The following is a 21,447-nucleotide window of genomic DNA, read 5'->3' as shown; positions in this document are numbered from 1 at the left end:
ATGACCGGTCAGCCGGTCCTCACCGTGCCGCGACCGGGCTTGGAGCCATCGTCACAGCTTCTTGAGGCGGTGCCCGGAAACCTCGCAGATCTTGCCGGCGTACCTAGATCAGCGGCTGGGTGCCGATGGAGCAAGGAAACACGATCATGCGCAGGACGAATTGGGCAATTCTGGCGTTCGCGGCGCTCGGAACGAGCTGGATTGTCGGTTCCGCGTCGCCTGCGGCGGCCGATCCCTATGATTATCCCTGGTGCATCCAGGGCCGGCAGGAGGGATATCCCGGCTATTGCGGCTACCAGACCTATCAGCAGTGCCAGGCATCCGCGTCGGGCCGCGACGCCTATTGCGGCATCAATCCGCGCGTTGCCTTCAGCCAGCAGCGGGTGGCGCCGCGGGCGTTCCGCTGAGCGGTGCGAGGAGGTCGGGCCAAGCGACCGTCGGGCACGATGGTTGCATAGCTGACGGTTGGATCATCATTTCTGCCTTGGAGCGAATATGGGCGAGATCATCAGGTTCATCTCGAAGTCCGAACGCGAGCGCGCGCGCCTGATCCGCGAGGCGCGAGCGAACTATGAGCGCATCTTTCCATCGGCCGATCCGGCTGATGCGCAAGACGCCGCAGACGAGGGCAGCGGCAGCGAGGCGTCGTCGAAGCCGTAGCGCTCGGTCATGCGCGCAAGGGGGCGGGCCCTGCGATGGGGAAACGGGTGTGGCAGCGGTTATGGAAAACTTGGACGATCGACAAGCCGGCCGCGCTTGGCGATTGGCTGTGGCAGATCCTGGTCGTTGAGCTCGCCGCCTTGCTCGACCGGCTGACGTTGCGGAAGCTGATCGCGCTGATCCCGGTTGCCATCGTGATCGGCGCCTACTGGCACCGGATTCCGCTTCCTCCCGAGCTGATGCTGGTTGGCGATGTGCTGGCCTATATCGACATCTTCTCGATGATCTTCCTGATCGGCTTCTCTACCCGCGTTGCGACGGTCGTGGCCGTCGTCAGGCAGGCCATCGATTTCGTCCGCGGCGCGATGCGACATGTGCCGATGGCGCTGCACAGGTTTGGCGTTCGTCACCGTCGTGCCAAGGACAGTCCGCGCCGCAGGCGGCTCACGCATGCCAAGACGGATGACGATGGCGCCGCCGGCATGGCAGGCCTGGCCTGGGCCTAGTCCGACGCGGTGTGGCGGTGACGAGCGCGATCGCGGCGCCTATCGCGGCTGTCCGGCCTGCTGATCGCCGTCATCCGCCTGGAGCCCGGCCGGGCTGCGCGCGGAAGCGCCGTCCTGGCTCCGCCGATGCGAACTGGAGAGGTCGGTCGCGCCGTGCTGGGATCGATGAAACGCGATGCCCATCTGGAAACTCCAGACGCCGAACAGCAGCGCGCCTGCCACACAGGCCGCCACGAAAGCCCAATCGCGTTTCCTCATCGGTCCAACAAAGCCAATTCGATACCGCATCAACCGCGTGTGTTCCAAAGCCCGCGAAGCGAGACCGCCGCATTGTGAAACGATTGCTCGCGGTTGTCGATCCGCGCGGCTCACCCTCGCATCGGTCACGGAGCGGTGACTATCAATTCATGCATCCAGAAACACTCCGACCAGATCGCCCGGCTCCCGCAACAAACTTGCCAAACTTTCACTAGGTCGCTGGCGCACTGAGTTCGAAACTACAGGACCCGATCGGACGATTCGCGAATGACCGAACTTGAGGAGCTCAGATATTTCGAGCATCAGTGCCTAGAGATGGCGGAGCAATCCACGCTGCCGGATGCCCGCCGCGCGCTCCAGATCCTGGCGCGCAACTACGCCGCTGCGGCCGAAATCGTCGAACGGCGCGCGCAATCCGCCAACACCGCGCTCGCGCAACTGTTTCGATGCTTGGGGCTTTGACCGGTTGAGGGCGTGACAAGGGCGCCGCGCGCCGGTCACGACGACCGATCCCGATGGCGCGGGTGCGGTCTGCCCTCAAAGCCGCTGGCTTCAGGACGCCTCGCTCGACCGTCGTCGGCATCGAAGTGCTTGAACACACCGGGCGACGCTGCCATCAGATTGCGCGATCTCGGCGGCATGGCGCCGTCGGCAGTCGGAAGGCGAGGTGCTGCGATGTTCTCGCTGACTTTTCTGGGAACGTCGGCAAGCGTGCCGTCTCCCGAGCGCAATCACCCGGGCATCCTCGTCGAGGCAGCCGGCAGTCGTATTCTGGTCGATTGCGGCGAGGGAACGCAGCGCCAGCTGCTGCGGAGTGGCGCCGGCTTTCGACGGCTTGATCGCCTGTTGCTGACCCACGGGCATTTCGATCATGTGCTCGGCATTCCCGGGCTGTTTTCGACCCTCCGGTTGCGGCAAAGTTCGGATGCGATGACGATTCATGCCGGACCCGGCACGCTCGATGTGGTCGTCCGCATGCTGGCCGGCCTTTGGGGCGAGGGCAGAGCGCCGATCCCGCTTGATCTTGTGCCGTTGAGCGAGGGGCGAGTCCTCGACGCCGGCGAATTCACCATCGATTGTTTTGCGGTCCGCCACCGGGATACGGACAGCTTCGCTTTCTCGTTTCAGAGCGCGATGCGCCGGCATCTCCTCCCGGACCGGCTCCTGGCGCTGCGCGTGCCCGACGGGCCCGTTCGGCGGGAGCTGGCGGAGGGACGGCAGGTGAAGTTGGACGACGGTCGCACCATCGATCCGGAGCAGGTGCTTGGCCCCGCCCAGGGACGAAGGAAACTCGTCATCGTCGGTGATGCCGAAACCACCGCGGGGCTCGCCGAACACGTCGGGGACGCCGACCTGCTGGTGATCGAAGCGACGTTTCTCGAGCGTGACGCAGCCATCGCGCGCGACTACGGGCATTTGACGGCCAGCGAAGCCGCCGCGCTCGCGGCGCGGAGCGGGGTCAAGCAGCTCATCCTCACGCACATCTCCGGCCGCTACCCGGACGAGGACATTCTGGCGGAGGCGACGAGGATTTTCCCGAACAGCCGGATAGCCATCGACTTCGATCGCATCGCGATCTGAGTGTGCGTCGCCGCACGAACAACATTTCGTTAACCCGACTCACGCAACGTCGTCCCAGGCCGTCTGGATGGGCCGCTTGCAGAAGGCCGCCACGAGTGACTACGTGGCGGCCTTTTGCGTCCCACAGTGCCAAGGGAGACGACCGATGGACTACGGCGCCTTCACCGACGCCAGCCTGAAGATGATGTACGAAGCCGTCCGCGGCGCGCTCAAAGCCGACGACCAATTCGAGGCCAACGGCGAAGATCCAAGATTCCGCGTCCGCGCAACGCCCGAGTGGAAACGGCATGCCGGCAGCCTCGAAGCCGAGATGCTGAAGCGAGGGCTCCAGGTCGACATCATCGACTGGACAGGCGGTCAGGGCGAGCTGCCGTTGGCTTGACGGCTGAAGTGTTGCAGCGCTCCGAATGTTCGTTCCGAATTGTGCGCTGAACGGCGCGCTTGCGCCGTCATGCGTCGCGCTCCACCCCTCGGCGCGAGGGTGACCTTTCTGACGCGGGCGGCTTTCGATGTGCCTTGAGTTGTTCCCCGATCGTTCCCTCCCAACGGCGACGCTGGCCCGATCAGAACGTCCAGTGGCCAAAGCTGAATTCCGCAACGGCCTAATTTGCTCCGCTGATGCGCCGCGGTTTTGCCGCGCCTTGTTCGCCCTGCCCAACTCTGTTCATATACCTTACGAGGTAACACAGATGTCATCTGTTCGCGGTTTGTGTCGCCACCGATCGGGGTATTCGAGCTCGCTCTGCCTACGGCTCCGGCTTCAGGGCGTCCGTCAACGCCTGCTTGATGTGTTCGGCCTGTTCCTTCGTCAGCTTCTCGGCGAAGTGCCCGTCTTTCTTCAACTGCGCTGGCCCCTTGAGCTCCCGATCATAAACCATCCAGTCGGTGCTTCCTCTCCGAACGACAAACCTTGACTGTAGGGGCGCTGCGTATCTCAACGATACCTCCCAATGAATCCAGCTGCTCGTCTCCAAAAGACACATCCGGCGACAGCTTGTTCCTGAACCGGGACACTGAAATTTCCTGCGCCACCTAAAGAGCAAGGCTCATGCCGGAATACGCGCGCCGCCGACCGGTCCGGAGAACCGCAGGCGGGCTCGACGCCGGCGACGCCGAACGTTATGACTGCGGCAGGGAGAGCAACGAGCCGTTGGCGTCCGAATGCGTCTGGTCCGAGCATTGGGATTGCAGTTCTGACCGTCCCGAAAAATTACGCCGCCGGGCCCGAAATGAGTTGTCCCGGCGGCGCCCTGTTCTTCCAGCCTCTGGGCCCTGAAATCCCCAGCGCCGAAAACCTACTAAAGATCACGCCGAACAACTGTGGCTTGGTTCACATAAAATTAAGAAGAGCCGGCGCCAGGGCCCGGGCCGGCTTCCAAACACCACGAGAGCGATGTCACTGCCGCAGGGAAATTTCGCGAATGTTTTGCAGGCTGACCACTTGGCTCAAATGGTTTGAGCAGCCCGAGACATAGGTGACGTCCCGTACCGCACACATGGGTTACACGTTCCGCTTTTGTTGTGCGGGAGGTGTGGATGCCTTGGAAAGCGGGTTCGGTGATGGAAGAGCGCCTTCGCTTTGTCTCCCGTCTGCGGGACGGGGAGGCCATGACGGACGTCTGCCGGGAATGATGCTGTGCTCCACCGTGTCCTACGAGTTGTTCGGCGGTGGTCCAGCAGGTGACCCGTAGGCATCGTGATCAGCGATTACGCTGCAGCTTCCGTCCTCTCGGAAGAACAGGCCACTGCCCGCGACTTCGTTCCACCAACCCCGGCCAGTCCGAGATCGACGCATACTCACCACGCCAAAGCGCCACGCGCTCATATCACCTTGGAATGGTTGCTCGGAGAACAAATCTTGATATCCCGGCACCGGCCAGGTGTGATCCAGCACGTCCCACTCCGTGAGATTGCCTTCAAGCCAAGCATCGAAATGATCCCTGATTTTCGTTCCCGGAGGATTCGGAAACAGAGCATTGATGTAGGCTGTTCCGTCCGCATCCAACCTCGTGGGAAGAGCCTCGACGACCCTCCGCAGAAGCTCAGTGCCTTCTATTCCACCGCTCCAAAAATTATCGCTTGCCTTGGCGGCAGTGTCCGGTGCGTAAGGAGGATTACATACCAGCAGATCACATGTCCCGTCGATCGAATCGAAGAGATCGCTTGTAACAAAATCGATGTTGCTCTTTTCGTTTAGCGCTGCATTGAAGTTGGAGAATGCGATGGCGCGTGGACTGACGTCTGCGCCCACTACTGTCGCAGAATGGTCGCTTGCCAGAATAGCGTGCACTCCGGAGCCGGTTCCGAGATCAATGGCGCGCCTGCGGGGGATCCTCTTCACAAAGCCGCCGAGCATAAAGCTCTCTCCCCACAACCACATGACTTGATTGATTGCGGTGTTCTTCTCGGCTTGATCGGTGACCAGGTATTTCCCATAGCACGGGAACAAACAGAAGTTTGATTGCAACAAGTCACCGTTTTTTTCAGCCAATCTCATTTCGAGCGCCGCATCGACAAAGAACGACGAAATCTGCTTCGTGATCACGTCTGCGCTCACCTGCTGGCCATCGATGAAGAGCGTAATGAGATTGTCGATCGGATCGTTCTTCCGAGGAGTCCAGGACATTCGCATTCTTTGCCAGAAATTGACGCCGAGGCGAGGAAGGACCTCAAGACGTTCGGCACAGCTTGCGAGGTCGTAACCGCAACTCCGGAGCTCCCTGACGAAGCGGCTCATGCGTTCACGCTGTGCCGGGATCATCGGCAGCGGAACTTCCCTGGAAACTGTCGGCAGGAGCGCTCTTGTCCCGTCCTCGCGCTCGATCGGCAGGGAGTCGGCCGGACCGCTCTTCAGCGTCTCCGCCTGCCGAAACCACGCGAGCAGTTCTTGTTTTCGGTCGGCCAGTGTCGCGCGTAACTCTGCGTCAAGCGCGCCAGCGGGGGCGCTGCACTTAAGGCGGTCCCCTTCGACCCATACTCTGACGTTCCGATCGCGGAGAACCGATAGAAGCGTGGCCGTTTCCATTTCAGATCGTCCTCGGGGGGCTTTGCCTTGGAATGGGCGCCCGATCTTGGAGGAGCCGGGCAGATGCTATCCCAAGCTTCTTTCGGCGCCTGGTCAATCATCCGCATGGCGAGAACGCCCGACGCCGTCCGCTTGAAATGCATGCGGCGGCGCCGGCCTAGCCCGAGGAAGAAAGTGCAAATTCCCGATGGATAATGGGACGTGCGAAACGCCAAGGGCTCGTGGCTTTAGCTCCACTAGATGAGGTACTCCGAATGTATGGGACAGCCCAGGCGAACAGGTCTTTCCCAGACTGGAGCATCCGCGCGAACGTCCGCTCTCGTGGGCCGCCCCGGATCGGCTCGAGCTCCATCAAGCGTCGGGCGCTTTGCCTGCACCGCAAGCGGATCAACATCTCCACCATGCTGGCCGGCCAACAACTCGGCATCAAGGAAGTCGATGACGGCATTTGGCTCGCAAGCTTCATGCACGATGGTCTTGGATACTTCGACCTGGAGCAGAAAACCCTGCAACCTCTCGACAACCCGTTCGGCACGAGGTTGTCACCCATGTCTTAGGTACGACCTGTTACCCATGTCGCCGGGCTGGACACTGTGAATTTGGTGAGCGCGGAGGGACTCGAACCCTCGACCCCATGATTAAAAGTCACGTGCTCTACCGCCTGAGCTACGCGCTCACTCACCTGAACAGCGGATCCGGACGTCAGCGGGTTAACCCGCATCTCGGGATCGTGCTCCAGCCCGCGCTGTGTAGGGGGCAGGGCCCATCGGGTCAATAGCCGAGGGGCGGTCAATTGTGCACCGCTGCGCCGGATTTGCCGTTCCGGCGCCTGCGGTTAGGGCCGTTTCTTGAAGTCGGCTAAATCCGCCGCTAGTTGTCGCGGCGGATTTCCGAGCCGACCGGCTGCGACGGGGCGGCGACCGAGGGCAGGCTGACCGGGCGCAACCCGATCAGTTCCGCGGTGCGGATCGCGCTGTTGCGCCAGAATGCGAACTCGTTGATCCGCGAATTCTCCAGGATCGCGATGGAGACCGCCGCCAGGAATGGCAGGCTCTGCAACACCAGGACGCCGGCAAAGATATAGATCTCGCGCACCTGCTTGTAGCCGTTGGTGACGACCAGCACGACGGCGCCGATCAGCAGCAACACGCCGATCACGGCTTCCCAGAACGCCTGGAACTCGATCGACATCCGCGACAGGCCGCCCTTGGAGGTGCGGGCGAACGCAAGATGCTCGGTGATCAGGCCCTGCGCCACCGCGCGCGACACCGTCCACTGCACGCTCATCGCCGCGATCATGGCTCCTAACATCTGGCCGGCCTTGATGTTCACGCGCAGCCGGTAGAGCGCGACGAAATGCACCAGCGAGACGATGAAGGAGGCGATGATCGGCAGCGTCAGAATCTTGTCGGGGATCGCGATGTCGGCGAAGGCGACGATCGGCACCCAGATCAAATTGAGGATCGCCACCACGACGCCGAGGCTTTCAGCGCCGAGCCAGTTGAGCCAGCCCAGCGAGAACTCACGGCGCTGATCGGGCGTCAGTCGGCTGGCGCCGGGCAGGAAGCGCCGCCAGTGCTTCTTGACGATCTGGAAGCCGCCATAGGCCCAGCGATGGCGCTGCTTCTTGAAGGCCTCATAGGTGTCGGGCAGCAGGCCTTCGCCGTAACGCACATTGGTGTAGTGCGTGAGCCAGCCCTGCTGCTGGATCGAGAGGCCGAGATCGGTATCCTCGCAGATCGTGTCGCTGGACCAGCCGCCGGCCTTGTCCATCGCGGCGCGGCGGATCAGGCACATCGTGCCGTGCACGATGATGGCGTTGAACTCGTTGCGCTGGACCATGCCGATGTCGAAGAACCCGGCATATTCTCCGTTCATGATGTAGTGCATCAGCGAGCGATCGCCGTCGCGATGCTCCTGCGGCGCCTGCACCAGGCCAACGCGCGGATCGGCGAACGCCGGCACGAGATCCTTCAGCCAGTCCGGATGCACGACATAGTCGGCGTCGATGATGCCGATGATCTCGGCATCCGCCGCGGTGCGGTCCATCGCGATGCGCAGCGCGCCGGCCTTGAAGCCCTGCACCTTCTCGGCATTGATGAACTTGAAGCGCTCGCCGAGCAGCCGGCAGTGATCCTGGATCGGCCGCCAGAACTCGGGGTCGGGCGTGTTGTTGATGATGCAGACGCACTCGAAGTTCGGATAGTCGAGCCGCGAAACCGCATCGAGGGTCTGCTTCAGCATCTCGACCGGCTCGAAATAGGCCGGGATGTGGATCGAGACCTTCGGAAACTTCACGTTCTCGCCAATCGTGGCGGGCGCAAGCGGCGCGCTCTTGCCGATCAGCCGGCGCGGGCCGCGGCCGAACGCCACCGCCGCGATCTCCTCGATCCGCGCCATCGCGATCAGGACCAGCGGAACCAGCAGCACCAGGCCGAGGCTGAGCGCGAAGGCCGAACCCCAGACGAAGTAGTGCGTGGTCCAGTACGAGAACACGGTCGCGACCCACGCGCCGACACCGTTGGCGGCCGCCGACAGCAGCAGCGCCTGCATCACGGTCGGCTGGTCCAGCCGCAGGATCGGCAGCGACATGAACAGGCCGACCAGCACGGCGACCAGCGCGATCTTCCAGTAGTTCGGATCGGTGACCGGACCGGTCCAGGCGAACTTTGGCTCGCGGTCGGCATTGAGGATGCCCCAGTAGGGTCCGACGCCGCCTTCGAAGAACTTCCAGGGCTGATCGATCGCCTCGACGATGTTGTAGTCCATGCCGATGGCTTCGGCGCGGGTGACGAAGTTGCGCAGCACGGTGGCCTGCTGGAACGGGCCGGGAACGGCGCTGCGCAGATTGTAGCCCTGGCTCGGCCAGCCGAATTCGGCGATCAGGATGCGTTTGCCGGGGAAGGAGTCGCGCAACAAATTGTAGCGGTCGACCGCCTGGTCCACCGCCTGCTTGTCGGTGAAGTTTTCCCAATAGGGCAGCACGTGCGCGGCGACGAAGTCGGACGAGTTGGCGAGCTGCGGATGGTCGCGCCAGATGTTCCAGATTTCACCGGTGGTGACGGGAACGTTGACCGACTTCTTGACCCGCTGGATCACCTTGATCAGCCGGTGCACGTTGTTTTCGGCGACTGCCCACTTGATCGCTTCAGCGCGCTTGCTCAAGCCGCTGCTGCCGTTTTCATCCGGCTGCATTTCCGCGTCGTGAAGACGCTGCGCTTCCTCGCGAAGAATCCTCTCGGACTCCTCGGGCGGCACGCCGATCTCCGGAACCGAGCCAAGGTTTTCGAGCGGCACCTGTTCGCCGCGGAACACGGTTTCGTTGCCGACCACGATGCCGATGACGTTGCTGTTGCGCTTGGCCAGGTTGATCGCGGCTTCGATCTCGCGGTTGTTGCGGTTGGCGTCCTTGTCGATCCACGCGCCAACCGTGACCTTCATGCCGAACTCGGCGGCGACCGGCGGCACCAGCTCGTTGCCTTCCGTCGACGAATAGAGGCGGACCGCTTTGGTGAGCGTGGACAGTTTTCGCAGGTCGGTGCGCACCTTCTCGGTGTCGGCGGCAACGTCGGCGACCGTATGACCCGACTCGAACGGGGCGTAGGACAGGCTCGGCAGCGTGCCACGGAAATCGGGCGCCGACTGCTTCTCCTGGAAGAGACCCCACAGGGCGGCGTGGGCGGCGGTGACAAGCAACAGGACGGCGACGACGGCGCGCATCGCGGTTAAACCATACGGGGCCTGAGATTGAGGACTAAGCGAACCCGTCCCCTGGGTTCGACCAATACGACGGCGGAGGGAAAGATATCTCCGCCATCCGATTTAACAACTGGTGTGCCGCGATGGCGTTTTAAGGGCGCAAGCCGTTCCAGCCGCGAAAAAAATCGCGGCCGGACCCGGTCGCGGGATACGGCTATTTCGACGCCGGCGCCGGTGACGCCGACGGGGTCGGTGCAGGCGAGGGCGACGCTGCCGGTGCGGGTGCTGCGGTGCCAGCCGTCGCCGGCGCCGGGGTCGGAGCCGCGGCGGCCGCCGCGGCCTGGGGCTGCGCGCCCGGGTTGATCCAGCAGGCGTGGATCCGGCCGTCGAGGCTGCCGCGGACCTTGTCGTCGATCTGGGCGCCGAACCGGGTCAGGCAGCGGAACGCCGCCTGGACGTGGCCGCCGGGGCAGCCGAACCGGTCGTAGAGGTCGAGATGGCGGAACGCGGTGTCGAGGTCGTCGTTCCACATCAGGCGGACGACGCGGCGGCCGAGCCAGACGCATTCCGGGTTGCCGGCCGGGCCGTTGATGGCCTGCTGGGCCTCGACGAATTCCTCGACCTTGCGCTGGTTGGCCTCCCGCGCCGCATTGGCGTTCGCGTCGGCCTGTCCAGGCTGCTGCTTGGCCTGGTCGGTCGGATTGGGCGTGCCGCTCTGGGCGAAAGCGCCGCCGGCCCCGGTCAGGAGCGCAAGGCCTGTGACAAGGCCGGTTACGGCAAGGTGGCGCAAAGCAGTGTTCTTCAACTCAAGCAGCCGTCGACGCATGTATTCCCCGATAATGTTCCTGCCCCCGCGGGATCATCCTAACGGCTCGCGTGATGCCGTCCAAATAGGTCTCCAGTGCGGCGGAGACTCTGGCGAAATCTGATGACTGGAATTTGGTATTTTGTCCAGCAAACTCACAACTTTATCGACCCAGCGCAAAACTGTCGCAGGACAACCATGGTATTGACCTAATCCCGCTCTTGGCAGATGGGCTGTGACCGGCTAATTCGACGGTCCCCCGGAGGATGGAACCGATTTCGCTTCGTACGCCGCTGGCGCTTCTCCTGATCTCGCTCGCCGTGATTGCATCCGTGTGGTGGTGGCTCGCCACGCCGATTACGCTCGTGCGCGCGCCGATCGATCCCGCTGCAAAGCTGCAATGCGTGTCCTATACGCCGTTCCGCGGCGCGCAGACGCCGCTGGATCCCACCACGCAGATTCCAATCGAGCAGATCGAGCAGGATCTGACCGATCTCGCCAAGGTCACCGATTGCGTGCGCACCTATTCGATCGAGAACGGCCTCGACCAGGTCCCCGGTGTTGCGGCCAAGGTCGGGCTGAAGGTGATGCAGGGCATCTGGCTCAGCAGCAACCGCTTCAAGAATTTGCAGCAGATCGCGATCGCGGTCCGGCTCGCCAAGCAGTATCCTGGCGTCGTCACTTCGCTGATCGTCGGCAACGAGGTGCTGCTGCGCGGCGAGATGACCGCCACCGATCTTGCCGGCAACATCCGCGCGGTGAAGGCAGCGGCGGGCAATCTTCCTGTCACCTATGCCGACGTCTGGGAATATTGGGTGAAGAACCGCGAGATTTATGACGCGGTCGATTTCGTCACCATTCACATCCTGCCGTATTGGGAGGACGTCCCGGTCAAGGCCAAGTACGCCGCCGCGCATGTCGACGATATCCGCAAGCGGATGGCGGTGACATTCCCGGGCAAGGAGATCCTGATCGGCGAGACCGGCTGGCCGAGCCAGGGGCGGATGCGGGAAGGCGCGTTGCCGTCGCGCACCAATCAGGCGCGGGTGGTGTCGGAGATCCTCGACCTCGCCAAGCGCGAAGGTTTCCGCGTCAACCTGATCGAGGCCTATGACCAGCCCTGGAAGCGCAAGCTCGAGGGCACGGTCGGCGGCAATTGGGGCCTGTTCGATTCGATCAAGCGGCAGGTGAAGTATCCGCCCGGCGTTGCTATCACGAACTATCCGGACTGGAAGCTGCAGATGGCGGGCGGCATGGCGCTGTCGGTCGCCACCTTCCTCGCGGCCTGGTTGACGCTGCGCCGCCGGCCCTGGACGCCGCGGCCGTCGGCCTGGATCGCGGTCGCCATTTCGGCGACGACGGCGGGGGCGCTGCTCGGGATCGCCGGCGACAAGATGTATTATGAGAGCTACGGCGTCGGCGGCTGGCTGCATTGGGGCGTGCTGCTCGCGGCGGGCATTGCCGCGCCGCTGCTGACGGCGCATGCGCTGATCGCCGGGCGGTCGCTGCCGACCTTCCTGGAGCTGGTCGGGCCGCGCGACTATCGCGGCAAGGGCGTGATCGGCGCGGTGCTGGCGATTGTGCTGGCGGTGACCACCGTGATCGCAGCCGAAACCGCGCTCGGCTTCACCTTCGATCCGCGCTACCGCGATTTCCCGTATGCCTCGCTGACCATGGCGGCGGTGCCATTCGCGCTGCTGACCATGCTCAATCGCCCGAAGGAAGGCATCCGGCCGCTCGCGGAATCCGTATTCGCCGGCCTGTTGGCGATCGCCGCCCTCTACACGATCTACAATGAGGGTACGATCAACTGGCAGTCGGACTGGACTTGCGCGATGTACCTTTTGCTTGCCGCTACGCTGTGGCGGGCGCGGGCCGCGCAAAACCCAGGATGAACAGCCCGATCGCAAGTCCCGACAGCACGACGTTGTAGAGCACGATCCCGAGCCCCGCAGCGATCAAGCCGACGGTCAGCAGCACGATCGACGGCCGCGTCAGGTTGAGCACCGCGATTACCAGCGCAGTGATTCCGAACACCGAGTTCTTGAACAGCACGGTCGACAGCGCGCGCGCCTTACAGAGCATGGTCTGCGTGCCGGCGTCGCAGGCCAGCGCCACGGGAGAGAACTCGATTGCCAGATAGCGCACGTAGAGCGCGTAGCCGACGGTGACGAAGCCCACGACCATCAGGAACTGGACCTGATAGGGGGAGAGGCGGAACGGAGGTTTTGTCATCGCGGCACTATGGTCGGGATCGGGTTGCGGGACAAGCTCGGTCGGAGCATCGAAATCGGTTGAAAATCCGGCCGCAATCCCTTGGCTGACATGATTATTGGCTGTTCCGCCGGAACATCGAGGAGATCGTGGTCGGCTCCGGTTTCTTGTCCTCGGCGACCGGCTGCTGCTGTTGCGGCGGCGGTGCGACGGCGCGCTTCGGCACGGCCCGCCGATGCGACGGCGCCGGCTTGGCTCCGGCGGGCGGCTCGTTAAGGGCCAGCCGCTGGCCGTCATAGATCGCCGTCTCGCAGGTCCGCTGCACCAGGCTGAGGCCCGCGCAGATCCTGGCGGCGGTGCCGGCGTCGTTCAGCGGTCCCGCCACCAGGCGCAACTGCATGCCGAGCCCGTTGCTGTTCTCCTTGATCACGATGATCGGCCGCAGCGCCGCCAGCGGCGCATTGGCCTTCGACTTCAACAGGCCGCGCCACAGCGCGCGCAGTCCATTGACCGAATTGGCGGTGCCGAGATCGACGCCGAACTCGGTGCGGTGGATCTGTGCCTGCGGCGCATCGTCCTCGGCGTCCGGATCCGCTGCGATCACCAGCGGAGGGATCGGTGCGGCGGTGACATCGTTGGCGGTCGGCGGCTTGACCGATTCGGTTGCCTTGTTCGCCGCAGGATCGAGCGATGCCAGGACCGGCTTGTCGGCAAGCGGCTTGTCCGCGACTGGCGCCGGCGCAGCGGGGGCATCCTCGGCGACGGCCGCCGCGGCGCTCATCGGACTGGCGATCGATGCGGCCGTGGCGGAATTCGGCGGCGAATTGTCGGAGGCTGGCGACTTCTCCGCGCCGGCCTGCGGCTTGGCGGCCGCGGGCGCCGGTTTCTTGTCGGCCGTTGCCGGCTTTTCGGCCGCCGCAACCGGCTTCTCGATCGGCCCAGTCGCCTTGCTGTCACCCGCTGCGGCCAGCTTGTCGATCGCCGCAGGCTTGTCCAATGCGACCGGCGGCGTCGTTGCGACAGCGGCAACGGTTGGAGCGGAGGCGGCGGGCGACGAACTGGCGGTTGCGGGCGAGGGCGCCGCTGCCAAGGGCGATGGTGCCGGCCGCTGCCTGGCGATCGCGCCGGTCACGGAGTCGAGGCCCTGCTCCAGTGTGGTGACGCGCGAATACAGCCGGTCGCGGTCGCCGTTGAGCGTGTCGATCGCGGACGCCAGCCGGCGTGTCTCGTTGTGGCTCTCCTTTGCCAGCGTCTGCAACTGCTGGGCCTGTCGCGCGAGGTCCGCTGCGGCGACCTGGTCGCGCCGCAGCGTCAACGCCGACTGGTTGGCCATCACCGCGACGGTGACGGCGCCGACCGCGGCAACGCCCCACGAGCCGAGCCGCCACAGCATGCGGCGATCCAGAGCATCCTCCTCGGCCAAAAAGCCGGTGGTGTTCTCGGTGTCGAATTCCGCCGCCAGATTGTCGCGATCTTTGGCCAAAGCCCGCTTGGCCCTCCTCAAGGCCCGCCGAATCACGAGGCAAAGATTAACAGGAAATGGACCGGGAACTTGAATCCGGAGCGCCACGGAGGCGAATCGGTTTCTTCTGCCGGGGAAAACAATTAAAGACGGCCTCGAAGAAAGCTTTGCGCAGCGAAACTGCGCGCGACATTGAGGATTGCGAATGACTGCGCGAACGAGCCTGACAGTGGTGCTTGCGGCCGGCGAGGGCACGCGGATGCGCTCGTCACTGCCGAAGGTGCTGCACCCCGTGGCCGGGCAGCCGCTGCTGGCGCATGTGCTCAACGCCGCGGCCTCCGGCGAGGGATCGCAGCTGGCGGTCGTGATCGGTCCGGACCATGAGGCGGTCGCCGCCGAGGCACGCCGGGTGCGACCCGACGCGCAGACCTTCGTGCAGCGCGAACGGCTCGGCACCGCGCATGCGGTGCTGGCGGCGCGTGAGGCGATCGCCCGCGGCGCCGACGACCTCTTGATCGCATTCGGCGACACGCCGCTGATCTCGGCCGAGACCTTTGCCCGTATGCGCGCGCCGCTGCGCGACGGCGCGGCGCTTGCGGTGCTCGGCTTCCATGCCGCCGACCCGACCGGCTACGGTCGCCTGGTGGTCGAGAACGGCAAGCTGGTTGCGATCCGCGAGCAGGCCGATGCCAGCGCCGAAGAGCGCAAGATCACGCTGTGCAATGCCGGCGTGATGGCGTTCGACGGCAAGAAGGCGCTCGCGATCATCGAGAAGATCGGCAACGCCAATGCCAAGGGCGAATATTATCTGACCGATGCCGTCGGCATTGTCAGGGAACTCGGACTGGAGGCCGTCGTGATCGAGACCAGCGAAGACGAAGTGCGCGGCATCAACACCAAGGCGCAGCTCGCCGAGGCCGAGGCCGTGATGCAGGCGCGGCTGCGCAAGCAGGCGCTCGAAGCCGGCGTGACCCTGATCGCACCGGAGACGGTCTATCTCGCCGCCGACACCAAATTCGGCAAGGACGTCACGATCGAGCCGTTCGTGGTGATCGGTCCCGGCGTGTCGATCGACGACGGCGCCGTCATCCATTCCTTCTCGCACATCACTCAGGCTACGATCGGCAAGAAGGTGGAGCTCGGACCCTACGCGCGGCTGCGGCCCGGCACTTCGCTCGGCGACGGCGTGAAGATCGGCAATTTCGTCGAGACCAAGGGTTCGAGGCTGGAGGCCGGCGTCAAGGTCAACCATCTCTCCTATGTCGGCGACGCCCATGTCGGTGCCAATTCCAACCTCGGTGCCGGCACCATCACCTGCAACTATGACGGCTTCCTCAAGCACAAGACGCTGATCGGCGAGGGCGCCTTCATCGGCACCAATACGTCGCTGGTCGCGCCGGTGACGATCGGCAAGGGCGCCTATATCGGCTCGGGCTCGGTGATCACCAAGGACGTTCCCGACGATGCGATGGCGCTCGAGCGCAGCGAGCAGTCCATCCGCGAAGGCGGCGCCGCGCGCTACCGCACGGCGAAGCTGAAGGAGAAGGCTGCGAAGGGGAAGTGATCTTCTCGCGACATATTTGCGAGCCTGTCTCACCATAAGGTGTCGTCCCGGCGAAAGCCGGCAACTGTTATGTTGGTTTGGTCTGCAGGTACGGCTTTCGGTCTCGCATCATGGCATTGAGGACCGTGAGCAGCTTCCTGGCGACGGCGATGAGGGCGAGTTTGGCTGGTTTTCCGGCCTGTCGCAGTCGTGCATAGAAGGCCTTGAACGGATCAGCTCTGCGAACTGCGTTGAGGGCCGCCATATAAAGGGCGTCACGAACGCGCTTTCGGCCGCCCGCAATCTTGCGCTTGCCGCGGAAGGTGCCGCTGTCGACGTTGAAGGGAGCAAGGCCAGCGAGCGCTGCGAGTTGTTTCGGTCCGACCCGCCCGAGTTCCGGCATCTGCGCGATGAGCTGCATGCAGGCCACGGGACCCACGCCGGGCAGCGAACGCATTAACTTCGCATCGTCCGCGATCTGCGCTTCGGCTTTAATCAATGCGCTGATGTCGGCCTCGATCTCGGCGATCTCGCTGTCGAGGACCTCGATGAGGCGGCCGATGCGTTCGGCCATGGCGCGATCGTCGGCCTCGCTGCGCCGGTTCTTCTCCTGGGCGCGCATGAGGACCAGCTGATCCCGCCGTTTTGCAAGCCTCGCCAAGGCGCCCCGTGCAGGATCGGCGACCTGCTCGGGGGCGGGCTGCATGGCCCGCGCAAAGGCCGCCAGCATCCGCGCATCGATCGGATCGGTCTTGGCGAGTAGGCCGCTGGCCCGTGCAAAGTCGCGGGCACGGGCCGGGTTGATCCGTGCGAACTGGATCCCGGCCTGACGCAGCGCCTCGCGAAGCGCGAGGTCATAGATACCCGTCGCCTCGAAGACCACCAGCGCATCGCATTGCCAACGCGCCACCTGCTGTGTGATGGCCTGTGTCGCGTTGGCAATGCGCCTCGGCACGCCGTCAGCCTCATCAAAGATATCGAGGTGTTTCTTGGAGATGTCGATTCCGACGTAACGAAGAGCTATGATCACGGTGCCTGTCCCTGTGATGCGAGGTCTGTTGGTGCAGCCTCGTGCAACTGTTCAGGTTGATAGATGGAACGGGCGGGAGACCGAGCCGGCTCACGGCGTCAAGCGCCAAGGACCCAACGGCTTCCCGCCCACCCTCATCCTGACACACTTCCAAGACACAGGGACCCATACTCCGCGGCGGAAGTTGGGGACAGGACTCGTCGTTCCAGCATCGTGAGGCAATGACCGTCGGTGGTTATGGGTCCCGGCTTTCGCCGGGACGACACTGAGTGTGTTGCGCGATCTGTGAGTCACACATCCGCATCGGGTGACGGGGTTCGCAACGGGCTGATCGCAACGTCGATCGGTTGACCCGGTTCATGCCGCATTCTTCGCCTGGCGCGGCTCGTCGGTCTTCGGCTGGACCGGTCCGAGCAGGATGCGCCGCTGCATCTCGTCAAAGGCGAGGCTTGCGTTCTTCTCGCGTGTGACCAGCGACAGTAGGATCGCGACCGCAAAGGATAGCGGCATGCTGATGATCGCGGGATTGCGCAGCGATACGAACCACCATTGATGCTCGACCGCGGCGAGCGGCTTGCCGAGAATGTCGACCTGGATGGTCGGGGACAGATAGATCAGCACCAGCGAGCTCAGCGTGCCGACGAGGATGCTCGCCACGGCAGCAGGCGTCGTGAAGTGGCGCCAGGTGATGGCGAGCACGAGCGACGGGAAGTTGGCGGCGCAGGCGATCGAGAACGCAAGTCCCGCCATGAAGGCGACATTCTGGCCCTCGAACGCGATGCCCAGGCCGATGGCGAGGATGGAAATCAGAACAGTCGCGACCCGCGCGACCTTGAGCTGCTCGGTCTCCGAAGCGGTGCCGTTGCGGATCACATTGGTCCAGACGTCGTGGCAGAGCGTGGCGACGCCCGACAGCGTCAACCCCGCGACGACCGCGAGCATGGTCGCGAACGCGACCGCACAGATGAAGCCGAAGAACGCATTGCCGCCGACGGTGAGTGCGAGCAGGGGCGCTGCCATGTTGCCGCCGCCTCCGGCCTTGGCCACCGCCTCGGGGCCGACCAGCACCATGGCGCCGAAGCCGATGATGAAGACCATGAGATGAAACACGCCGATCAGGCCGGTGGCATAGAGGATCGACAGCCGTGCGGCCTTGGAATCCTTCACCGTATAGGCCCGCATCAGCACATGCGGCATCGCGGCGGTTCCGAACATCAGGCCGAGCCCGAGCGAGATGGCATCCCATTGACCCGAGACCACCTTCGATCCCGGCTGCAGCACCTTGGTGCCGTATTTCTCGGACGCCGCGGCGAACAGCTTCAGCGGATTCATGTCGAAATGGGTCAACACGAGGAAGGCGAGCAGGATGCCGCCGCCCATCAACAGCACGGCCTTGACCACCTGCACCCAGGTCGTCGCCAACATGCCGCCGAACAGCACATAGACCAGCATCACACTGCCGACGACGATGACCGACCAGGTGTAGGGCAGGCCGAACAGCAGCTTGATCAGCGATCCTGTCGCGACCATCTGCGCGATCAGGTAGAACAGGATCACGGCAAGTGTACCGATGGCGCCGGCGAGGCGCACCGGGCGCTGGCGCAGGCGATAGGCCACGACGTCGGCGAAGGTGAAACGGCCGACATTGCGCAATGGTTCGACGATCAGGAACAGAATGATCGGCCAGCCGACCAGCCACCCGATCGAATAGATCATGCCGTCGAAGCCGTTCGAGGTGACGATGCCGGCAATTCCGAGCAGGGCCGCGGCGCTCAGGAAGTCTCCCGCGAGTGCCCAGCCGTTCTGCCACGGCGTGACCTGGCCGCCGGCGGCAAAGAAGTGCTCGGTGGTGCGCGTCCGCCGCGCAGCCCAATAGGTGATCGCCAGCGTCAACGCCATGAAGGCGAAGAAGAACCCGATCGAAAGCGTGCTGCTGCCCATTTGCCTGTCCCCTTAGCGAAGCTCGCGAACGCCTGCGTCGAACACCCGGTTCGCCCACAGTACGTAGACCAGGCAGAGCACGAAGGAGGAGATGATGACGAGCGGGCCGAGCACGATGCAAAGCGACAGGCCGGGCATCAGGATGGTGCCGAGCAGCGGTTTGTCGAACGCGAAAAGCCCCATGAAGCCGAAATAGATCGCGATCATCGCAACGCTCAGAACGAGCGCGACGGTCAGCCGCTTCCTGGCCAGTTGCTCGGCCGCTTTCTTGGCCAATGCGCCGCCGCTCGGCGCCGGATCGGCATTGCCGGGAATAACCACGTTCATATCGGCCCCCTCAAAACTTCAGCGCGCTCTGCTTGCGCCAATCGGACGAGCTTCAGCCGGGGTCTGACGGAAGGGAATTATGGATTTTTGCAATCTGCTGTGCGCGGCTGCGGCACGACATCGGCCAGCGTGACCTGCATGTCGGGGTCCTGCTTCAGGGTGTTTTTCAGGAAAGCGCGGACGGCGCGGATGCGCGGGGCGAATTGCAGATCGCTGTGGACGTTGAGCCAGACCTCGCGAACGGTGCCGGCGAGAGTGGGCAGCACGGGTATCAGGTCGGGCCGGTCCCGTGTGGCAAAGCTCGGCAGCATCACGATGCCGAGGCCGCCCGCCGCGGCGTTCATCTGCGCGATCATGCTGTTGGAGTGGAAGGCGATTTTCGGCTCTTCGATGACGTCGGCGAGCCAGCGCACCGAATCGACCTGGATCAGATCCTCGATATAGGACACGAACCAATGATCCTGCAGGTCGCGCAGGCTTGCGGGCATCCCATGGTTGTCGAGATAGTCGTGGCTCGCGAATAGCCCGAGTCGAAACTTGCCGATGCGCTCCGAGATCAGGCCCGGACCGGGTGGCCGGAAGAAGGACACGAACAGGTCGGCCTCGCGCTTATGGACGTAGACCGTCTGGGCGGACGTGACGAGTTCGACGGTGAGCTGTGGCGCGGTGCGCCGCAGCTTGGCAAAGCGTTGCGCCAGATAGAGCGAGGCGATCCCCTCCATGGTGGCGAGCCGCACGGTCCCGACGAGCTCCTGGGTGTCGCTGGCGCTGGCCTCCTCGCGGATGGCGATCACCGCGCTCTCGACCCGCTCGGCATGACGCAGCAACCGCTCGCCGACCTCGTTCAGCTTGAGCCCGGTGCGGTGGCGTTCGAACACCGCCACCCCGAGGGAAGCTTCCATTTGGGCGATGCGCCGGCTGACGGTGGAATGGTCGAGCCGCAGCCGTTTCGCGGTCTGGCTGAGATTGCCGGCGCGGGCGGCGCAGAGAAACACCCGCAGATCGTCCCAGTTGATCGTGTCGAACATCACCTGCCTCCCGGTTGCGGCCGTTGAAATTGCGGCCCTTGTCAGCAAAGCAATTCCCGTTCCAGCGCGTGGCGGTTCCGATCCTTCGCAAGCGACCTTGCGACAATTCCCATGCACGCCGGCAAGGCAGGGATGATACCGCTTCGCTCCCCTAGTCCTAGCCGGGATTTTCGACATGCTTCCTCGTTTCAAGGCTGCTGCCGTCCACGCCGCGCCCGTCTTCCTCGACAGCTGGGCGACCACCGAAAAGGCGATCGCCATCATTCGCGAGGCGGCCAGGGCCGGCGCCGAGCTGATCGCGTTTCCCGAAACCTATATTCCCGCCTTTCCGGTCTGGGCCGCGCTGTGGCCTCCAATCGACAACCACGATCTGTTCGTGCGCATGGCGGAGCAATCCGTGCTGGCGGACGGACCGGAAGTGGCGCGGCTTTGCGCCGAGGCGCGCGCCCTCGGCGTCACGGTCTCGATCGGCATCAGCGAGCGCTCGGCCGTCAGCGTCGGGGGGCTGTGGAACTCGAACCTGCTGATCGGCGAGACCGGAGAAATTCTCATCCATCACCGCAAGCTGGTTCCGACCTTCTATGAGAAGCTGGTGTGGTCGTCCGGGGATGGTGCGGGCCTTAAGGTCGCGGAGACGCGGCAGGGCCGGATCGGCGGGTTGATCTGCGGCGAGAATACCAATCCATTGGCCCGCTTCGCGCTGATGGCGCAGGGCGAGCAGGTCCACATTTCGAGCTGGCCGCCGATGTGGCCCACCCGGCGCCCGGCCGGCGGCGGCAATTTCGACAACGTGGCCGCCAACCGCATCCGGGCCAGCGCCCATTGCTTCGAAGCCAAGGTATTCGGGATCGTCACCGCCGGCTACATGGACCAGGCGCTGCGCGCCTTCCTCATTGAACGCGATCGAACGATCGCAGACGTGATCGACCAGACACCACGTGCGGCGAGCTTCTTCGTCGATCCGACGGGCAGCGTCTTCGGCGATGGATTGCAGGACGAGGAGGGGATCGCCTACGCGGAGATCGATCTCAATCGCTGCGTCGAGCCGAAACAGTTTCACGACGTGGTCGGCTACTACAACCGCTTCGACATCTTCGGCGTGACGGTCGACCGCAGCCGGTTGACCCCCGCGCGATTCCGAGATGCAGATCTGCCGATAGCGCAAGTGCAGGACGCGGCAATTCTGGCTGTCGATGCCGACGCCGGTTCGAACGGTCAGGGCCGCGACTATCGGAGCTGACGAAGAGCTGGTGCTGCCTTATACAATCCTTTGTCCGCGTGCGGGACTCTACGCGGACATCGCGGTCCGGCATTCTCGATAGTCCGAAAACCTGCACCGTTGCCAACGCAGGAATGTATGGCTACGCT

Annotated in this window: 20 protein-coding genes, 1 tRNA gene and 1 pseudogene; 10 read left to right on the top strand and 12 right to left on the bottom strand. The window is 64.0% G+C overall.

All coding sequences use genetic code 11. The features are described from left to right. Window positions 1-146 precede the first annotated feature (146 nt). The 3 genes from JEY66_RS24270 to JEY66_RS24260 all read left to right on the top strand — a co-directional run bounded on the left by JEY66_RS24270 (window position 147) and on the right by JEY66_RS24260 (window position 1,166). The gene (locus JEY66_RS24270) at window positions 147-407 is read left to right on the top strand and encodes a DUF3551 domain-containing protein (protein WP_026192748.1); all 261 of its coding nucleotides are present in this window, start codon (window positions 147-149) and stop codon (window positions 405-407) included. 88 nt (window positions 408-495) lie between these two features. Beyond that, window positions 496-660, top strand: coding sequence for a hypothetical protein (locus JEY66_RS24265; protein WP_018271575.1), 165 nt, complete (start codon window positions 496-498; stop codon window positions 658-660). 35 nt (window positions 661-695) lie between these two features. Continuing rightward, the gene (locus tag JEY66_RS24260) at window positions 696-1,166 is read left to right on the top strand and encodes a hypothetical protein (RefSeq protein WP_041482654.1); all 471 of its coding nucleotides are present in this window, start codon (window positions 696-698) and stop codon (window positions 1,164-1,166) included. A gap of 39 nt (window positions 1,167-1,205) precedes the next feature. Here JEY66_RS24260 and JEY66_RS24255 read toward each other — a convergent pair whose 3' ends face one another. Beyond that, complete coding sequence (locus tag JEY66_RS24255; protein ID WP_018271577.1) at window positions 1,206-1,424, bottom strand: hypothetical protein; 219 nt, start codon at window positions 1,422-1,424, stop codon at window positions 1,206-1,208. A gap of 267 nt (window positions 1,425-1,691) precedes the next feature. Between JEY66_RS24255 and JEY66_RS24250 the strand changes: the two genes are divergently transcribed. From JEY66_RS24250 to JEY66_RS24240, 3 genes are all read left to right on the top strand, one after another. Continuing rightward, complete coding sequence (locus JEY66_RS24250; protein ID WP_018271578.1) at window positions 1,692-1,886, top strand: hypothetical protein; 195 nt, start codon at window positions 1,692-1,694, stop codon at window positions 1,884-1,886. Window positions 1,887-2,099: 213 nt separating this feature from the next. Next, window positions 2,100-3,005, top strand: coding sequence for a ribonuclease Z (locus tag JEY66_RS24245; RefSeq protein ID WP_018271579.1), 906 nt, complete (start codon window positions 2,100-2,102; stop codon window positions 3,003-3,005). Between the two features lie 145 nt (window positions 3,006-3,150). Then, window positions 3,151-3,387, top strand: coding sequence for a hypothetical protein (locus JEY66_RS24240; protein WP_016846121.1), 237 nt, complete (start codon window positions 3,151-3,153; stop codon window positions 3,385-3,387). Between the two features lie 364 nt (window positions 3,388-3,751). Here JEY66_RS24240 and JEY66_RS45170 read toward each other — a convergent pair whose 3' ends face one another. Then, window positions 3,752-3,883: a hypothetical protein gene (locus JEY66_RS45170; RefSeq protein WP_256438746.1), complete on the bottom strand. Its 132-nt coding sequence runs from the start codon at window positions 3,881-3,883 to the stop codon at window positions 3,752-3,754. Window positions 3,884-4,656: 773 nt separating this feature from the next. Then, window positions 4,657-6,030, bottom strand: a complete 1,374-nt coding sequence (locus JEY66_RS24235) for a TubC N-terminal docking domain-related protein (RefSeq protein WP_018271580.1) — start codon at window positions 6,028-6,030, stop codon at window positions 4,657-4,659. A gap of 365 nt (window positions 6,031-6,395) precedes the next feature. Here JEY66_RS24235 and JEY66_RS45480 point away from each other — a divergent pair. Continuing rightward, a pseudogene (locus tag JEY66_RS45480) lies at window positions 6,396-6,587 on the top strand (hypothetical protein); the annotation flags it as partial. A 43-nt stretch (window positions 6,588-6,630) separates the two neighbouring features. Here JEY66_RS45480 and JEY66_RS24225 read toward each other — a convergent pair. From JEY66_RS24225 to JEY66_RS24215, 3 genes are all read right to left on the bottom strand, one after another. Next, window positions 6,631-6,706: transfer RNA gene (locus JEY66_RS24225), tRNA-Lys, on the bottom strand. Between the two features lie 194 nt (window positions 6,707-6,900). Next, complete coding sequence (locus tag JEY66_RS24220; protein ID WP_018271581.1) at window positions 6,901-9,750, bottom strand: glycosyltransferase; 2,850 nt, start codon at window positions 9,748-9,750, stop codon at window positions 6,901-6,903. Window positions 9,751-9,943: 193 nt separating this feature from the next. Then, window positions 9,944-10,555: a hypothetical protein gene (locus JEY66_RS24215; RefSeq protein ID WP_018271582.1), complete on the bottom strand. Its 612-nt coding sequence runs from the start codon at window positions 10,553-10,555 to the stop codon at window positions 9,944-9,946. A 245-nt stretch (window positions 10,556-10,800) separates the two neighbouring features. On the opposite strand from JEY66_RS24215, the gene JEY66_RS24210 reads away from it, so the two are divergent. Then, on the top strand, window positions 10,801-12,429 hold the full coding sequence (locus JEY66_RS24210; protein WP_018271583.1) for a glycoside hydrolase family 17 protein: 1,629 nt from the start codon (window positions 10,801-10,803) through the stop codon (window positions 12,427-12,429). Here the strand turns inward: JEY66_RS24210 and JEY66_RS24205 are convergent. Next, the gene (locus JEY66_RS24205) at window positions 12,389-12,769 is read right to left on the bottom strand and encodes a hypothetical protein (RefSeq protein ID WP_018271584.1); all 381 of its coding nucleotides are present in this window, start codon (window positions 12,767-12,769) and stop codon (window positions 12,389-12,391) included. The genes JEY66_RS24210 and JEY66_RS24205 overlap by 41 nt on opposite strands. Window positions 12,770-12,863: 94 nt before the next feature. Further along, window positions 12,864-14,231 carry a hypothetical protein gene (locus JEY66_RS24200; protein WP_018271585.1) on the bottom strand — a complete coding sequence of 456 codons (1,368 nt, stop codon included), beginning with the start codon at window positions 14,229-14,231 and terminating at the stop codon, window positions 12,864-12,866. 184 nt (window positions 14,232-14,415) lie between these two features. On the opposite strand from JEY66_RS24200, the gene glmU reads away from it, so the two are divergent. Next, window positions 14,416-15,774, top strand: coding sequence for a bifunctional UDP-N-acetylglucosamine diphosphorylase/glucosamine-1-phosphate N-acetyltransferase GlmU (gene glmU / locus JEY66_RS24195; protein ID WP_026192750.1), 1,359 nt, complete (start codon window positions 14,416-14,418; stop codon window positions 15,772-15,774). Between the two features lie 67 nt (window positions 15,775-15,841). Here the strand turns inward: glmU and JEY66_RS24190 are convergent, their stop codons facing one another. The 4 genes from JEY66_RS24190 to JEY66_RS24175 form a co-directional block, all read right to left on the bottom strand. Next, window positions 15,842-16,783 (bottom strand): IS110 family transposase, encoded by a 942-nt coding sequence (locus JEY66_RS24190; protein ID WP_018271587.1) that lies wholly within the window; start codon window positions 16,781-16,783, stop codon window positions 15,842-15,844. 357 nt (window positions 16,784-17,140) lie between these two features. Next, a complete protein-coding gene (locus tag JEY66_RS24185) occupies window positions 17,141-18,724 on the bottom strand; it encodes a solute symporter family protein (RefSeq protein ID WP_018271588.1) in 1,584 nt (527 codons plus the stop codon). Window positions 18,725-18,736: 12 nt separating this feature from the next. After that, the gene (locus JEY66_RS24180) at window positions 18,737-19,051 is read right to left on the bottom strand and encodes a DUF485 domain-containing protein (protein WP_016846996.1); all 315 of its coding nucleotides are present in this window, start codon (window positions 19,049-19,051) and stop codon (window positions 18,737-18,739) included. 77 nt (window positions 19,052-19,128) lie between these two features. Further along, entirely contained in the window at window positions 19,129-20,079 is a 951-nt protein-coding gene (locus JEY66_RS24175; RefSeq protein WP_018271589.1) for a LysR family transcriptional regulator, read from the bottom strand. 175 nt (window positions 20,080-20,254) lie between these two features. Between JEY66_RS24175 and JEY66_RS24170 the strand changes: the two genes are divergently transcribed. Continuing rightward, on the top strand, window positions 20,255-21,319 hold the full coding sequence (locus JEY66_RS24170; protein ID WP_018271590.1) for a carbon-nitrogen hydrolase family protein: 1,065 nt from the start codon (window positions 20,255-20,257) through the stop codon (window positions 21,317-21,319). The last annotated feature ends 128 nt before the right edge of the window (window positions 21,320-21,447 follow it).

It is taken from the genome of Bradyrhizobium elkanii USDA 76, assembly GCF_023278185.1.
GTDB lineage: Bacteria > Pseudomonadota > Alphaproteobacteria > Rhizobiales > Xanthobacteraceae > Bradyrhizobium > Bradyrhizobium elkanii.
The sequence above is the reverse complement of the archived record's forward strand: the minus strand, read 5'-3'. Positions and strand labels throughout refer to the sequence as shown.

Bases quoted from the DNA above. Each gene is read 5' to 3' on its own strand.
- JEY66_RS24270 (WP_026192748.1), top strand. From the start codon at position 147: ATGCGCAGGACGAATTGGGCAATTCTGGCGTTCGCGGCGCTCGGAACG.
- JEY66_RS24260 (WP_041482654.1), top strand. From the start codon at position 696: ATGGGGAAACGGGTGTGGCAGCGGTTATGGAAAACTTGGACGATCGAC.
- JEY66_RS24185 (WP_018271588.1), bottom strand. From the start codon at position 18,724: ATGGGCAGCAGCACGCTTTCGATCGGGTTCTTCTTCGCCTTCATGGCG.
- JEY66_RS24245 (WP_018271579.1), top strand. From the start codon at position 2,100: ATGTTCTCGCTGACTTTTCTGGGAACGTCGGCAAGCGTGCCGTCTCCC.
- JEY66_RS24215 (WP_018271582.1), bottom strand. From the start codon at position 10,555: ATGCGTCGACGGCTGCTTGAGTTGAAGAACACTGCTTTGCGCCACCTT.
- JEY66_RS45170 (WP_256438746.1), bottom strand. From the start codon at position 3,883: ATGGTTTATGATCGGGAGCTCAAGGGGCCAGCGCAGTTGAAGAAAGAC.
- JEY66_RS24265 (WP_018271575.1), top strand. From the start codon at position 496: ATGGGCGAGATCATCAGGTTCATCTCGAAGTCCGAACGCGAGCGCGCG.
- JEY66_RS24175 (WP_018271589.1), bottom strand. From the start codon at position 20,079: ATGTTCGACACGATCAACTGGGACGATCTGCGGGTGTTTCTCTGCGCC.
- JEY66_RS24240 (WP_016846121.1), top strand. From the start codon at position 3,151: ATGGACTACGGCGCCTTCACCGACGCCAGCCTGAAGATGATGTACGAA.
- JEY66_RS24170 (WP_018271590.1), top strand. From the start codon at position 20,255: ATGCTTCCTCGTTTCAAGGCTGCTGCCGTCCACGCCGCGCCCGTCTTC.
- JEY66_RS24180 (WP_016846996.1), bottom strand. From the start codon at position 19,051: ATGAACGTGGTTATTCCCGGCAATGCCGATCCGGCGCCGAGCGGCGGC.
- JEY66_RS24220 (WP_018271581.1), bottom strand. From the start codon at position 9,750: ATGCGCGCCGTCGTCGCCGTCCTGTTGCTTGTCACCGCCGCCCACGCC.
- JEY66_RS24255 (WP_018271577.1), bottom strand. From the start codon at position 1,424: ATGAGGAAACGCGATTGGGCTTTCGTGGCGGCCTGTGTGGCAGGCGCG.
- JEY66_RS24235 (WP_018271580.1), bottom strand. From the start codon at position 6,030: ATGGAAACGGCCACGCTTCTATCGGTTCTCCGCGATCGGAACGTCAGA.
- JEY66_RS24205 (WP_018271584.1), bottom strand. From the start codon at position 12,769: ATGACAAAACCTCCGTTCCGCCTCTCCCCCTATCAGGTCCAGTTCCTG.
- JEY66_RS24250 (WP_018271578.1), top strand. From the start codon at position 1,692: ATGACCGAACTTGAGGAGCTCAGATATTTCGAGCATCAGTGCCTAGAG.
- JEY66_RS24210 (WP_018271583.1), top strand. From the start codon at position 10,801: ATGGAACCGATTTCGCTTCGTACGCCGCTGGCGCTTCTCCTGATCTCG.
- glmU (WP_026192750.1), top strand. From the start codon at position 14,416: ATGACTGCGCGAACGAGCCTGACAGTGGTGCTTGCGGCCGGCGAGGGC.